The 15,137-nt window shown below is 57.5% G+C and carries 13 protein-coding genes; 6 read left to right on the top strand and 7 right to left on the bottom strand.

Annotation, left to right across the window (positions count from 1 at the left end):
* Positions 1 to 23 precede the first annotated feature (23 nt).
* From EYC95_RS27440 to EYC95_RS27415, 6 genes are all read left to right on the top strand, one after another.
* On the top strand, positions 24 to 1,400 hold the full coding sequence (locus EYC95_RS27440) for an OprD family porin (RefSeq protein WP_131063112.1): 1,377 nt from the start codon (positions 24 to 26) through the stop codon (positions 1,398 to 1,400).
* Positions 1,401 to 1,477: 77 nt separating this feature from the next.
* The gene (locus EYC95_RS27435) at positions 1,478 to 3,073 is read left to right on the top strand and encodes an ABC transporter substrate-binding protein (RefSeq protein ID WP_131063111.1); all 1,596 of its coding nucleotides are present in this window, start codon (positions 1,478 to 1,480) and stop codon (positions 3,071 to 3,073) included.
* A gap of 74 nt (positions 3,074 to 3,147) precedes the next feature.
* Complete coding sequence (locus EYC95_RS27430; protein ID WP_131063110.1) at positions 3,148 to 4,158, top strand: ABC transporter permease subunit; 1,011 nt, start codon at positions 3,148 to 3,150, stop codon at positions 4,156 to 4,158.
* 7 nt (positions 4,159 to 4,165) lie between these two features.
* Entirely contained in the window at positions 4,166 to 5,095 is a 930-nt protein-coding gene (locus EYC95_RS27425; protein WP_371928440.1) for an ABC transporter permease subunit, read from the top strand.
* A 10-nt stretch (positions 5,096 to 5,105) separates the two neighbouring features.
* Positions 5,106 to 6,074 (top strand): ABC transporter ATP-binding protein, encoded by a 969-nt coding sequence (locus EYC95_RS27420; protein WP_131063109.1) that lies wholly within the window; start codon positions 5,106 to 5,108, stop codon positions 6,072 to 6,074.
* A complete protein-coding gene (locus EYC95_RS27415; RefSeq protein WP_131063108.1) occupies positions 6,074 to 7,054 on the top strand; it encodes a peptide ABC transporter ATP-binding protein in 981 nt (326 codons plus the stop codon). Before EYC95_RS27420 ends, EYC95_RS27415 begins: the two co-directional genes overlap by 1 nt.
* 191 nt (positions 7,055 to 7,245) lie before the next feature.
* On the opposite strand, the gene EYC95_RS27410 is transcribed toward EYC95_RS27415, so the two are convergent.
* The 7 genes from EYC95_RS27410 to EYC95_RS27375 form a co-directional block, all read right to left on the bottom strand.
* Entirely contained in the window at positions 7,246 to 7,497 is a 252-nt protein-coding gene (locus tag EYC95_RS27410; RefSeq protein WP_131063107.1) for a hypothetical protein, read from the bottom strand.
* A 156-nt stretch (positions 7,498 to 7,653) separates the two neighbouring features.
* Positions 7,654 to 8,889 carry an MFS transporter gene (locus tag EYC95_RS27405; RefSeq protein WP_131063106.1) on the bottom strand — a complete coding sequence of 412 codons (1,236 nt, stop codon included), beginning with the start codon at positions 8,887 to 8,889 and terminating at the stop codon, positions 7,654 to 7,656.
* A 382-nt stretch (positions 8,890 to 9,271) separates the two neighbouring features.
* Positions 9,272 to 10,507, bottom strand: coding sequence for an MFS transporter (locus EYC95_RS27400; RefSeq protein WP_131063105.1), 1,236 nt, complete (start codon positions 10,505 to 10,507; stop codon positions 9,272 to 9,274).
* Positions 10,500 to 11,552, bottom strand: coding sequence for a hypothetical protein (locus EYC95_RS27395; RefSeq protein ID WP_256657011.1), 1,053 nt, complete (start codon positions 11,550 to 11,552; stop codon positions 10,500 to 10,502). The genes EYC95_RS27400 and EYC95_RS27395 overlap by 8 nt, the downstream gene beginning before the upstream one ends.
* A complete protein-coding gene (locus tag EYC95_RS27390; protein ID WP_131063104.1) occupies positions 11,549 to 12,934 on the bottom strand; it encodes a DUF6002 family protein in 1,386 nt (461 codons plus the stop codon). Before EYC95_RS27390 ends, EYC95_RS27395 begins: the two co-directional genes overlap by 4 nt.
* Positions 12,935 to 13,196: 262 nt before the next feature.
* Entirely contained in the window at positions 13,197 to 14,612 is a 1,416-nt protein-coding gene (ltrA, locus tag EYC95_RS27380) for a group II intron reverse transcriptase/maturase (RefSeq protein WP_131063102.1), read from the bottom strand.
* A 305-nt stretch (positions 14,613 to 14,917) separates the two neighbouring features.
* Positions 14,918 to 15,137: IS3 family transposase (locus EYC95_RS27375; protein ID WP_165557518.1), on the bottom strand; the 220-nt coding region annotated here is incomplete at its 5' end.

The following is a 15,137-nucleotide window of genomic DNA, read 5'->3' as shown; positions in this document are numbered from 1 at the left end:
AAAGAAAGTAAGGAGCTTCACCCATGAAACTGAGCAGCACCGCGTTATTGGCCCTGGCCATCAGCAGCGTAACCGCCACGGCTTACGCAGAAACCCAAAGCCAGGACTTCGTTCCGACCCAACTGGCCAGCACCAACTCCCAGTCGGAAGCCAAAGGCTTCATCGATGGTCAGAGCCTGTCGGGTAGTACCCGTAACTGGTATGCCAACGAAGACAAACAACGTGGCGGTACTTTCAAGTACGAACGCCATGGTGAAACACTGACCGGCTCGCGTCGCATCAACTGGGTTCAGGGCACGATCCTGAACTACACCTCGGGCTTCACCCAAGGCACCGTGGGTTTCAGCACCGAAGTCGCTGCCTATAACGCCATTGCGCTGGATCGCAGCCGCGAAGATATCAAGGGTGGTTCCAACCGTACCTTGGCTCACTCCAACGGCGACGCCGTGGACCAGTGGAGCAAACTGGGCCTGGCCAACGTAAAGGCGCGTATCTCCAACACCACCCTGACCGCCGGCCGCATGAACTTCAGCAGCCCGATCGTCGATGTCATCGGCAACCGTCCGTTGCCTTCGAGCTTTGAAGGTGTTGCCATTCACAGCGAAGAGTTCGACAACCTGTCGTTCGACCTCGGCACCTTCGACCGCGTGTCGCCACGTAGCGAGCAGAGCCTGTCGAAATTCCGCTCTGAATACACCAACAACGGCGCTGAAACCGATCACGTGAACACTGCAGGCCTGAACTATCAGCCGCTGAAAAGCCTGAAGACCAGCCTGTACGCGACCAACGTCGAAGACTTCTGGAACCAGTACTACTTCGGCGCTACTCACGAACTGGGCGACAGCTCGGTACTGAGCCTGACCACTGGCCTGAACTACTACAAAACCGTCGACGAAGGCAAAAAGTTGATGGGTGAGATCGACAACGACACCTACTCGCTGTCGTTCGGTCTGACTCACCAGGCCCACAGCCTGACGTTCTCGTACCAGGAAGTGAACGGTAACGAGTACTTCGACTACCTGCACGAAACCAACGGCATCTACCTGGCCAACTCCTTGCTGTCGGACTTCAACGGCCCGAACGAGAAGTCCTTCCAGATCGCCTATGGTCTGAACATGGCTGAATACGGCGTGCCAGGCCTGAAGTTCAACATCTACCAGGCACGCGGCTGGGGAATCGACGGTACTCACTACACCGGTACCGCCTACGACGTTCGCAACATGGACGGCGAGAACCACTATGAATACGGCATCGGTACTTCGTACGCCGTACAGAGCGGTCCGCTCAAGGCCACCACTGTTCGTGCGACCTACACCACTCACCGTGCCAGCGATAACCAGGCTGACGGCAGCATCAACGAGTTCCGTCTCGTGACCACCATCCCGTTCAAGATTTTGTAAAAACACTGCCGACGGCTGACTCATGATGAGTCGGCCGTTTGGTTTTTTCCTGTTCCACCGATTGCAGAGGGTTCTTGATGAAAATGCTTCCCCTACGTGCGGCCATTGCAGCCGCGTTGCTGAGTGTCGCTGTTGGCGTCTCGGCCAAACCCCTGGTGGTCTGCACCGAAGCCAGCCCGGAAGGCTTCGATATGGTCCAGTACACGACTGCAGTCACAGCCGATGCGGTGGCCGAAACCATCTTCAATCGTCTGGCGGACTTCAAGCCCGGCACCACGGAAGTGATTCCGGCACTGGCCGACTCCTGGGACATCAGCGAAGACGGTCTGACCTACACGTTCCACCTGCGCAAAGGCGTCAAGTTTCACACCACCGAATACTTCAAGCCGACCCGCGACATGAACGCCGACGACGTGGTCTGGAGCTTCCAGCGTCAGCTGGACCCGAACCACCCATGGCACAAACTGTCGAGCGTGGGCTTCCCGTACTTTGAAAGCATGGGCTTCAAGGAACTGCTGAAAAGCGTCGAGAAAGTTGACGACAACACCGTCAAATTCACCCTGACCCGTCGCGAAGCGCCGTTCCTGGCAGACGTCGCCATGGCGTTCTCCTCGATCTACTCCGCCGAGTACGCCGATCAGTTGCTCAAGGCCAACAAGGCCGGCGACCTGAACAACAAGCCAGTCGGCACCGGCCCGTTCGTATTCCAGCGCTACAACAAAGACGCCCAGGTTCGCTTCAAGGCCAACCCGGACTACTTCCGTGGCAAGCCACCGGCTGATGCGCTGATCCTGGCCATCGCCACCGATAACAACGTGCGCCTGCAAAAGCTCAAGGCCAACGAGTGCCAGGTCGCGCTGTATCCGAAACCGGATGACATCCCGAGCATCAAGAAAGACACCAACCTGAAGGTTGATGAGATGAACGCGATGACCGTTTCCTACATCGCGATGAACACCTCGCACAAATACATGAGTGATGTGCGTGTGCGCAAGGCCATCGACATTGCGTTCGACAAGGCCGCATACGTGAACGCGCTGTTTGGCAAAGGCAACGCAACGGTCGCGGTCAATCCGTTCCCGGACACCCTGCTGGGCTACAACCACGACCTGAAAAACCCGCCACGTGATCTGGACAAGGCTCGCGCCCTGCTCAAGGAAGCGGGCGTGCCGGAGGGCACTGTTTTCACGCTGTTCACCCGTAACGGCGGCGGTCCGACCAACCCGAACCCGATGCTCGGCGCGCAGATGATGCAGGCTGACCTGGCCAAGGTCGGTATCACAGTCGACATTCGCGTCATGGAATGGGGCGAAATGCTCAAACGCGCCAAAAACGGCGAGCACGACATGGTGTCTGCCGGATGGGCGGGCGATAACGGCGACCCGGATAACTTCCTGACGCCTAATCTGAGTTGCGAAGCTGCCAAGAACGGCGAAAACTACGCGCGCTGGTGCAATCAGAAATTCCAGACGCTGATCGACGAAGCACGGGCTAAAGTGAACCCCACGGAACGTGCAGCGCTCTACGAGCAAGCCCAGGAGGTTTTCAATCAGGACCAGCCATGGATCAACATGGCGCACACCCGTATGTTCACTGCAATGCGCAACAACGTAGAGGGTTATCACATTAGCCCCCTCACCACTAATAACTTCGCCACCACCCAGGTGAAGTAGATAAGAAAACTCCCGGTGTCCCTGACTCCAGGGACACCAGGCACGCCTAACCGGCTGATGAGGTACACCACAAGATGTTTAGTTTTATTGCCCGCCGATTGGGGTTATTGATCCCCACGTTCTTCGGCATCACCTTGCTGACTTTCGCGTTGATTCGCATGATTCCTGGCGACCCCGTGGAAGTGATGATGGGCGAACGTCGGGTCGACCCCGAAATGCACGCTCAGGCAATGGAACGCCTTGGCCTGAACAAACCGCTGTATGCCCAGTACCTGGACTACATCGGCAAGTTGGCCCACGGCGACCTTGGCGAATCCCTGCGTACCCGTGAAAGCGTCTGGAGCGAATTCAGCTCTCTATTCCCCGCGACCCTGGAACTGTCCATGGCCGCGCTGTTGTTCGCCGGCATCCTGGGCCTTCTGGCCGGGGTGATTGCGGCACTCAAGCGAGGATCCCTGTTCGACCATGGGGTGATGGGCATCTCCCTGGCGGGATACTCGATGCCGATCTTCTGGTGGGGCCTGATCCTGATCATGTTCTTCTCGGTGTCCCTGGGCTGGACCCCGGTGTCCGGGCGGATCGACCTGCTCTACGACATCGAGCCGCGCACCGGCTTCATGCTGATCGACACGCTGCTGGCCGATGACGTCGGTGCGTTCTTCGATGCCCTGCATCACCTGATCCTGCCGGCCATCGTGCTCGGCACCATCCCGCTGGCCGTTATTGCGCGGATGACCCGTTCTTCGATGCTCGAAGTACTGCGTGAAGACTACATCCGTACCGCCCGCGCCAAAGGCCTGTCGCCGTCGCGCGTGGTGTTTGTTCACGGTCTGCGCAACGCACTGATCCCGGTACTGACCGTGGTCGGCCTGCAAGTCGGCACATTGCTGGCGGGTGCGGTTCTGACCGAAACCATCTTCTCGTGGCCCGGCATCGGCAAATGGCTGATCGAAGCCATTGGCGCACGGGACTATCCCGTGGTGCAGAACGGCATCCTGTTAATCGCCTGCCTGGTGATTCTGGTGAACTTCGTGGTGGACATCCTCTACGGCTTCGCCAACCCACGCATCCGTCACCAGCGCTGAGATCATCATGACCATGACCACTCCAGCTTCAACTACAAATCAAGCGGTAACAGTCGATCAAAGCCTGCTGTACCCGTCTCCGTACAAAGAGTTCTGGCAAGCGTTTTCCAAGAACAAAGGCGCCGTTGCCGGCCTGATGTTCATGCTGCTGGTGATTTTCTGCGCGATCTTCGCGCCGTGGGTGGCACCGCATGACCCAAGCGAGCAATACCGTGACTTCCTGCTGACCCCGCCATCCTGGCTGGAAGGGGGGCAGATCCAGTTCCTGCTGGGCACCGATGAACTGGGTCGCGACCTGCTGTCGCGGCTGATCAACGGTTCGCGCCTGTCCCTGCTGATCGGCTTGTCGTCGGTGGTGATGTCGCTGATTCCGGGCATCCTTCTGGGTCTGTTCGCCGGGTTCTTCCCCCGCCTGCTCGGCCCGACAATCATGCGTCTGATGGACATCATGCTGGCACTGCCGTCCCTGCTGCTGGCCGTGGCGATTGTCGCCATCCTCGGCCCTGGCCTGATCAACACCATTATTGCCATCGCCGTGGTTTCGTTGCCGTCCTATGTTCGTCTGACCCGCGCTGCGGTGATGGGCGAATTGAACCGCGACTATGTGACCGCCGCGCGTCTGGCCGGTGCCGGTCTGCCACGCCTGATGTTCGTCACCGTGCTGCCCAACTGCATGGCGCCGCTGATCGTTCAGGCCACTTTGAGCTTCTCCTCGGCGATCCTCGATGCCGCGGCACTGGGCTTCCTCGGCCTTGGCGTTCAACCGCCAACCCCTGAATGGGGCACCATGCTGGCTTCGGCTCGCGACTACATCGAACGCGCCTGGTGGGTCGTCAGTCTGCCTGGTTTGACCATTTTGCTCAGCGTGCTGGCAATCAACTTGATGGGCGACGGTCTGCGCGATGCGCTGGACCCGAAACTCAAGAACGCCGCCTGAGGAGATTCAAATGTCACTGCTAGAAATCAAGAATCTCAACGTTCGCTTCGGCGACAAAAACGCCGTACCGGTGGTCGACGGTCTCGACATTACCGTGGACAAGGGCGAAGTTCTGGCCATCGTTGGCGAATCGGGTTCCGGCAAGTCCGTGACCATGATGGCGCTGATGGGCCTGATCGAACATCCGGGGATCGTCACTGCTGACGCGCTGAATTTCGACGGCAAGAACATGCTCAAACTGAGCAACCGTCAGCGTCGGCAAATCGTCGGCAAAGACCTGGCCATGGTCTTCCAGGACCCGATGACCGCGCTGAACCCGAGCTACACCGTCGGTTTCCAGATCGAAGAAGTCCTGCGTCTGCACCTGAAAATGTCCAGCAAGCAAGCCCGCAAGCGCGCCATCGAACTGCTGGAAAAAGTTGAAATCCCGGGCGCCGCCAGCCGTATGGACGCGTACCCGCATCAACTCTCCGGCGGTATGAGCCAGCGAGTCGCGATCGCCATGGCGATTGCCGGCGAGCCGAAACTGCTGATCGCCGACGAACCGACCACAGCACTGGACGTAACGATTCAGGCGCAGATCATGGACCTGCTGCTGGCGTTGCAAAAAGAGCAGAACATGGGCCTGGTGCTGATCACTCACGACCTCGCGGTCGTGGCCGAAACGGCCCAGCGCGTGTGCGTGATGTACGCAGGTCAAGCGGTGGAAGTCGGTCAGGTGCCACAACTGTTCGACATCCCGGCGCACCCGTACAGCGAAGCACTGCTCAAGGCGATTCCGGAACACAGCCTGGGTGCCACGCGCCTGGCCACGCTGCCGGGCATCGTTCCCGGTCGTTATGACCGTCCGCAGGGTTGCCTGCTGTCGCCGCGTTGCCCGTATGTGCAGAATTCCTGCCGTCAGCAACGTCCAACCCTTGACCCGAAAAGCAACAGCCTCGCCCGCTGCTTCTACCCGCTGAATCAGGAGGTGGCGTAATGGCCGTCGTACTTACCGCCCGCGACCTGACCCGCCACTACGAAGTGTCCCGCGGCCTGTTCAAGGGCCATGCGACCGTACGCGCCCTGAACGGTGTGTCGTTCGAACTGGAAGCCGGCAAGACCCTCGCCGTTGTAGGTGAATCGGGCTGCGGCAAATCCACCCTGGCCCGCGCCCTGACGCTGATCGAAGAGCCGTCCTCCGGTTCCTTGAAAATCGCCGGGCAGGAAGTCACCGGTGCGAACAAGGCTGAACGCAAGCAACTGCGCAAAGACGTGCAGATGGTGTTCCAGAGCCCTTACGCGTCGTTGAACCCACGGCAGAAAGTCGGTGATCAACTGGCCGAGCCGCTGCTGATCAACACCAACCTGAGCGCCTCGGAACGTCGCGAGAAAGTCCAGGCGATGATGAAGCAGGTGGGCTTGCGTCCTGAGCATTACCAGCGTTATCCGCACATGTTCTCCGGCGGTCAGCGCCAGCGGATCGCCCTGGCGCGCGCGATGATGTTGCAGCCTAAAGTGCTGGTAGCGGACGAACCGACCTCGGCGCTGGACGTGTCGATTCAGGCGCAGGTGCTGAACCTGTTCATGGATTTGCAGCAAGAGTTCAACACCGCCTACGTGTTCATCTCCCACAACCTGGCGGTGGTGCAACACGTCGCCGATGACGTGATGGTGATGTACCTCGGCCGCCCGGTGGAAATGGGCCCGAAGAACGACATCTACGAGCGTCCTCTGCACCCGTACACCCAGGCGCTGCTGTCGGCCACCCCGACCATTCACCCGGACCCGAACAAGCCGAAAATCAAGATCGTCGGCGAGTTGCCAAACCCGTTGAACCCGCCGTCGGGCTGCGCTTTCCACAAGCGCTGCCCGTATGCGACCGAGCGTTGCAGCACTGAAGAGCCAGCCCTGCGCCTGCTCGACAGACGCCAGGTGGCTTGCCACTACGCCGAGCAATTCCTCGACGGCGCCGCGTAAAAATGTGGGAGCGAGCCTGCTCGCGATAGCGGTCTCTCAGTCGACATAAGATGTTGACTGAAATATCGCCTTCGCGAGCAGGTCGAATCGTCGCACCGTCGCTCCCACAGGGATTTGCGATCTGTTCAATAACCCCTTCTGCCCCGGCTGCGCATCAGTCGGGGCAGAAGGGGTTTTCTTTTGCCTGCGGTTTACGTCTGGCTGTCGTCGTCATCGTCGCTGTCGGGTTCCTCAGTGGTCGAATCGTCATCGTCCGCACTGCCGCCCTGCCCCTGATCACCCGGTTCGGACTCGGACTTGGCAAGCATCAGATCACCCTGCACCACCGTCCCGCTCGACGCCTGAGTATCATGATCCTCACATCCGGCCCACACCGCTGAACTGCCGAGGGACAACAACACCACCACCTTCAACAGCAATAAAACCCGTAAAAATCTGTTCATAGCCGATTCCATCCTTTTGCAGGTGAAACACAAGTGCCTGACTGGCGCTGTCTGAAATTTAGTTGCGCTCAGCCGGGTTCTCCAGATAGGACGCTAACGAATGGGCGGAAATGCCGTCGGCGGCCAGATCGGTTTCTGATAACACCCATAACCGAATCAGCTAAGCGAGGTGGCGCGCCGCGTTTGTGGATCAAGCCCTTTCGAGGCGCCCAAACGTGTGGCCTGATAAATCAGCGGGGTGGACAGCATGGCCAGCGCGGCGCTGACGAACCAGACAATGTGCCCACCGTAATGGCCATAGAGCTGACCGCCAAGTACCGGTGAAAGCAGCGCGCTCGCACTCCAGCACATGAAGAACAGGCCGAAGTACTGGCCGCTTTTTCCGGCTTGCGCGTGCTGCATGACGAGAACATTCAGCGGCGGCATAAACAGGGCTTCCCCCAGCGTCCAGACCACAGTCGACAGACAGGCGTAAAACAACCCGGAACCGAGCGGCAACATGCCGAGCCCAACCGCCAGCAACACACATCCCGCCACCAGTTGCCTGCGTGCGCCCCAGCGTTCACCCCAGTGCGACAGCGGTATTTGCAACACCACAATCAGCATCGCATTGAGGCCGAACTGCCAGCCGATGGCTTCAGTGCTCAACCGGTAGTAATCCCGCAAGTAATTGCCGAGCATGCTGTAGATCGAGTCGAACGCCATACCGAGCAGGATCACCGCGGCCAGCAACCAGAGGAACGGTCGATCTCGATAGGGGACGCCTGTGCCTGCGCCGACATCGGGCGTTTCCTCAGGAATAAGCGCCGGTCGGCGCCACGTCGTGCGGACAAACCAAAGCAATGCCAGCAGCGTCATGGCCGCGCTGACAAAAAACACCCAGCGAAAATCGGTCTGCGCCAGCACCCCGCCCGCCAAGCCGGCGGCAGCCATCCCGAGGTTTCTGGCGACACGGCTCAAGGCCTGCGCGCGAGGACGCTGCGCCACCTCGCAGTACTCCATGATCAACCGCTGATGCAGCGTACGAATCGACCCGTCGAGTGTCCCGCTGAGCAAAAGCAAACCTGCCAGCAGCGGCACCTGCGTGGCCAGCCCGAGCAAGACCAGCGTCCACACCGAGGCAAAAAACAGCGCCGCTGTCAGCCGCGCCGTGGACACATGATCGCTCAGCCATCCGCCCAGCATCGAGCCAATCAGCAGCCCGGCGCCGTAAGCGGACAGCAGCCAGCCGACGGTTTCAATCGCCAGCCCCAGTTCCTGACGCAGGTACAGCGCCATGAACAGCTTGACCATGCTGCTCAGGCGATTGATGAAAAGCAGCGCCGCCAGCACCCAGGCCATGGTGCAGAAATAGCCGTCCAGCCGCAGCAGGTGAGTCAGCCGACTCGTCATTCCATTGATCCTTGAAAAGGCAGCGATTTGCGAAGTGCCTTTCGAACAGTAGACGGCTACGACTTAGTTGTCGCGAGTAGAAACGCCAACAATGCAAAACCAGAGTCAAGCTACCCCACAAAGGGAAAAGACCTACGGAAAAACCGTCGCGCAACAGTACATTCTTATAGGCAAGCATCAATGTTGACTGACACACAGCTTTCGCGAGCAGGCTCGCTCCCACAGGGGATATCTGAGCTGTTCAATAACCTCTTCTGCCTCGGCTGCGCATCAGCCGGGGAGAAGGGGTTTTCTTTTGCCTGCGGTTTACGTCTGCCTGTCGGCGTCATCATCGCCAGTGTCTGGCTCTGCAGACTTGTATCGAATAACCCCCAGAATCGAATCAGCTATGCGAAGTGACGCGCGACGTTTGTGAATCCAGCCCTTTCGAGGCGCCCAAACGTGTGGCCTGATAAATCAGCGGCGTGGACAACAAGGCCAGCGCGGCGCTGACGAACCAGACAATGTGCCCGCCGAAATGGCCGTAGAGCTGACCGCCAAGTACCGGTGAAAGCAGCACACTCGCGCTCCAGCACATGGAAAAAAGTCCAAAGTAATGCCCACTCCTTCCTGTGTGCGCACGCTGCATAACCAACACGCTCAGGGTCGGCATAAACAAAATTTCGCCTAGGGTCCAAACAACGGTCGACAGGCAGACATACAACACCCCTGAGCCGAAGGGCAACATCGCGAGCCCGCAGGCTAACAGCAGGCTGCCTGCCAGTAGTTGCCGACGCGCCCCCCATTGCTCACTCCAATGAGATAACGGAATCTGGAGCACCACCACCAGTACTGCATTGAGTGCAAATTGCCATCCGATGACTTCGATACCCAACCGATAGTAATCGAGCAGATAGTTGCCCAACATGCTGTAGACCGGTTCGAAGGCAAGGCCGAGCAAGACAGAAGCCGCCAACAACCAGAGGAACGGTTTATCTCGATAAGGTACGCATGCACCCGAAACCGAATCAGGAGTCTGATCCGGTATCAGAACTTCTCGATGAAATGTCGCCCGAACAAACCAGATCAAAGCCAACAGCGTCATGGCCGCACTGACAAAAAACACCCAGCGAAAATCAGTCTGCGCCAGGACGCCACCCACAACCCCGGCCACAGCCATGCCCAGGTTACTGGCAACACGACTCAATGACTGCGCGCGAAGCCGCTGCGCAACCAGGCAATACTCCATAATCAAGCGCTGATGAAGTGTACGTATCGCACCATCGAGTACTCCGCTGAAAAGCAACAACCCAGCCAGCAATGGCACCTCAACGACCAGCCCCAACAAGACCAATATCCATGCCGAGACAAAAAACAACGCGGCGGTGAGGCGCGCCGTGGAGAAATACTCACTGAGCAGTCCGCCTCCCATTGACCCTATCAGCAAGCCGGCTCCGTATCCGGATAACAACCAGCCTACGGTTTCAATCGGCAGCCCCAGTTCCTGACGCAGGTATAACGCCATGAATAGCTTGACCATGGCGCTCAACCGACTGATGAAGATCAACGCAGCAAGCACCCAGGCCATAGGACAGAAATATCCATCAAGCCGAGTCGGGTGGATGAGCCGACTAGCCATGCCATTGGTCCAGGTTATGGTTCACTTGGCTGGAAATGCCTTTTGAAGCGAAGGGAATGTCCGAGCGGATCTCGTGGTCTGCATCGAAGAAGTACTGTGCTTGCAGCCGGCCCTCTGCATCAAGGCCAACAAGAGGGTTATTGATCAGGAATTGCCTGGCTGAAGCACAAAGCTTGTGCGCTCGAATCAGTAACCTCCATTGACCGAATGCGTTGTCAGGAATAACGGCCTTAGCCCCAAAGCGTTTCTTGTACTGAAACGTTCCTTTGCTCAAAAATGGCTCGCAGCCCTGAAAGTCGACGCAATCGATGTTCGACTGATGGGATGCCCACTCCAGGATCGCGTGGTAAACAAAATTCTGTGCTCCATTAACCCGGTAAATTGATGCGCCATCCTTCACGCCGATCAACCGTGCGTTCAAGGTGCGTGTCGACTCATCAACTTGAGAAACACTTCCCGCCACCCAGTCATCCTTTAAACAAACCCGAAACAACACTCCCTGCTTGAACAATTCCAGATACGCCGATTGCTCGGGCACACTGCGGGCTAAGCGCCCGTAACGGGCGCTCATGGTCGGGACATGCATGGAACGATAAAAGGTAAAGAAGTCTTCATCCCTAAGCGACACATCGAAACCAAACCCTTGTCCGACCGATTGAACACGGCGGTTGTTTTCCCGATGGGACAATTCCCTCTGCACATGCTCCCAATCAGAGGACACATCGACTTTCTGGTGAAGCCTGCTGAGTCCGACAATATCGCCGGGGCGCTGGCATTGCTGGATGACCTCCAGTGGCGCCATCAACAGGCTCGTGTCGGGTTGATTCTGGTTTAGAAATTCCTCAAGTTGTTTCCATTCCAGAGTGCCTTCTTGCTCTACAGTCGAATGCTCGAAAAAACATTGATCCACAAAAGGGGCGATGTAGATCAGGCCTTCACTCACTCCAACATAAACTAGACGCGCCATTACTCCAGCTTTGGAGTAGCCCCTGTAAACGCGGAAATGGCAGGGTGTTTTCTGAATAATCGAAAGATCAGCGCTCATGAGTTACAACGACCACGCAGGATTTCCATCATCTCTTCAGCACTGTCAATGAATGACAGTCCTTCGATGGGCATGGCGTCATAATCACTCTGACAATAGGAGCCGGATGCATGAATGGTGCAGCCGTCCATACCCACCAGCAACTCTCGGTCAATTGCATTCAGGCATCCGGTGAGAGCCATCACCAATGACCACTCCTTCAGATCCCGGGGGTCCGCGGGCAATCTCACGGGTGTATTCGCTAGCAACTGGACACATTCGCTGTAGCGTTGCATGCACTCATAAAGCGACACGACGATTCCCGAGCCACCATTGGCCCTGACCAACCCGGTCATTTCCACGGCGGTAGGCGGAAGGTGCGTGTAAAAAGTGGGTTCAAGGATCTCATCGGGGTTCCAGGTCGCGGAAGGAAAATGCGCAGACTCCGATTGAACCCATAAGCCGTTGGATTCCTGTGTATAGACTGGCGTGGAAGTACCCTCGAAGTTGCCGTCGAGTAAATGCAAAACCATGTCACTGGTAGCCAGATGCTGAACCAGTAGAAATGAAGGGGTGGAAACGTGTTTATTGTGGTGTTTCAACACCTCTACACCTGAGCAGTATCCCAGAAGGCCATAGGCACTAGACACCGCATGCACATGGACAGTTTTTCGATCAGTGTCCCAGGCATCACCCTGTTCGAAGTCAAAAAAAGCTCGGACCTGGTCAGAATGCCGGTAATTCTCTAGCCGAAGGGAATGCCATAACTTCAACTCACCCAATGGACGGCGACTGAAAAGCTCCTTGAAGTGCTGCCCAACAACCTTCACTGCCTCCGGCGACTCGGCATCAAGGACGAATACAGGGTTCAAGACACGCAGCCGAGGGTCATCGTAAAGTTCGGTTCTACGCAACTTCCCGATCGTCTGCGCAGGCGTCAATGTGACAATGCGCAATTGTTCTGGATGAACCAGCTTGGCTTTCAATGCACGCAAGACTGCATCACGTAGTGCAATGGCCTTGTTGCCGGAAGAAGGGGAAAACAACAGGATGCTGTCGCCGGTGTCCTGAATATGGCGAATGGCACGAGCGACGATCAGCGTCGAAGCAAATGTCTTGGTCGTTTGAGTATTTGGGTTTTGCCTCAAATCGAACAACCGCAGTGGCATCCCACAGTAACGGCCTAACTCAAAAAACTGCGCAGTTGCGACGGAAAGAAAGGCCTGCATTCGAGCATCTAGTGCAGGCAATTTCATGGATGGCTCAAATGCGTCACCACCGCTACTGACTTCAAAATCAGCTGTACTGCTGACGATCAGGTCGTAGTACCGCTCGATAACAGAAACGGGAATTTGAGCTTCTTGTGTTGCCTGTAATGCGGTGTCGGTTTTCATCACATCCATTTGTCTCGCGCTCCTGCTCGTGGAAAGTCGCTGCTTGCGAAATGTCCTCTGAACGCTAGACGTCAACGATTGCGTTGTCGCGGGAAACAGTCCCGGTAATGAAAAAGCAGAGTCAAGCTACGAAATCAGGAAAAAAGACCTACAGGAAAGTATTACCCGGTCGTCGATTCGAACCCGTTTATTGGTATCGAGTAGGAGGCGGATTTACATCCGCCGTCCTCTCACACCACCGTACGTACGGTTCCGTATACGGCGGTTCAGGTTATGCGATTAAGCCGTTTATCGTATCCAGTATCGAGACCAAACCGAGTCGATCCCACAGTTTCTTCGGCAGCGCCTGATTCATATGTGACGCTCCCGAGTTCCACCATGGGCCCTGCCCATTGGACGCTGATCTACGAGCACGTCCTTCGTTGATCCCCAAGCCCATCAGGTTACGCGCCCTCGTTGAGGACTGCTTCCATTGGCGCCAGAGGATGCAGCGAAGTTTTCGACGCACCCAGCCGTCCAGTTCCTCGAGGGGCCCCTTGCTCTGACTGAGCTTGAAGTAGCCAGCCCATCCGCGCAGTACGGGGTTTATCCGCTCGATGACGCTCGCCATCTTGCAGCCCCGCGCTCCGCGCAGCAGGTCTCTGAGTCGGTCGCGTAGACGCCCCAGACTCATCCTCGCCACTTTTAGTCTTGGCTGTTGATGCCAGCTCATCCCATAACCCAGATAATCACAGGCCCACGGTCGCGCCACGCGGCTCTTTTCCCGATTCAGCGTCAGTTTCAGACGCTGGCTCAGGAAGCATTCGACGCGGTTCATCACTCGTTCGCCAGCACGACGGCTGCGTACATAAATGTTCGCATCATCGGCATAGCGCACGAAACGATGGCCCCGCCGTTCCAATTCGCGATCGAGTTCGTTGAGCAGGATATTCGACAGCAACGGCGAGAGTGGGCCGCCTTGCGGCGCCCCTTCCTGTCGTCGACTGACAAGACCACCTGACATCGTTCCCGCTTCGAGATAACGACGGATCAGCGCGAGCACCCGCTTATCTTCGACTTGGCGCGCCACGTGAGCCATCAGGACATCGTGGTTGACTCGATCAAAGAACTTCTCCAGATCGAGCTCCACACACCAGCGGTGGCCCGCCGCCACATGGGCTCGGGCTGTTTCGATGGCTTGATGAGCGCTTCTATTCGGACGAAAACCGTAGCTGTAGTCCGAGAACAGAGGGTCGAAGATTGGCGTGAGCTGTTGCAGCAAAGCCTGCTGGATCAGGCGATCCACGACGCAGGGAATGCCCAGCTGTCGTGTTCCACCTTGGGGCTTGGGAATGTCGACGGCGCGTACACCTTGCGGATGATACTCGCCGGCCAGCAACCGAGCCTTGAGGATCGGCCAATACTGTTTCACGTAGCCCGCCAAGTCGTCGACCGTCATGCCGTCGGCACCCGGTGCGCCCTTGTTGCTGACCACGCGTTGATACGCACGCTTGAGGTTGGCCGGTGCGAGCACCCGCGCCATCAGCGTGTCCGGCTCCGCGTTCGTCCACGTCACAGATGCCGCCGATACCTCTGCGCTGTCAGCCGTCATCCTCGGATTCTGTCCGGGACTCGGAGTGACAGTCTTCTCTGGGAGAAATTTCTGCATTTCGGTATTCAACGAGACTCTGACGCCTACTGGCGGCATAACCTGTTCGGCCCTTGGTGACGGAGTTACTCGTCACTTACTACGGCCTCGGCTGACTTCTGCGCGTTCATCCCGTCGCCTCGCGGCGCTCGGTAGCACTCAGGCAAACGTGCAGATCTCCCAGGGTAATTCGCGCGACCTTCCTGCTTATGCCTGTCGGATCTACGTCACAGCGTTGCGTGCAAGTATTGGGCTTTGGCAATTTTGGCTACCTTACCCCGCTGCACCGCCTAATCCGCTTCCTGTTCGTCAGGCCAGCATTTTGCCTCGGGCTTCCTTCAGATTCGCAGTCACCCGTGTCGTGGTCAACTAATTCCGGACACCTCGATAGGTGATTTCGACGCCATCTCCCGTTCGTAAACGGTCGGTGGCAGATATCCGAGTTTCGAGTGCAGCCACTCGTTGTTGTAAAACCCAACGATGTATTCAGTAATGTCACGTATCGCTTCGGCGTGGTTGGCGTAATCGCGCCGCCATACCCGCTCCATTTTCAAGCTCAGGAAGAAGCGCTCCATCACTGAGTTG

This window comes from Pseudomonas sp. BGI-2 (assembly GCF_004310295.1).
In the GTDB taxonomy this organism is placed as follows: domain Bacteria; phylum Pseudomonadota; class Gammaproteobacteria; order Pseudomonadales; family Pseudomonadaceae; genus Aquipseudomonas.
This window is presented reverse-complemented; position numbering and strand designations above follow the sequence as displayed.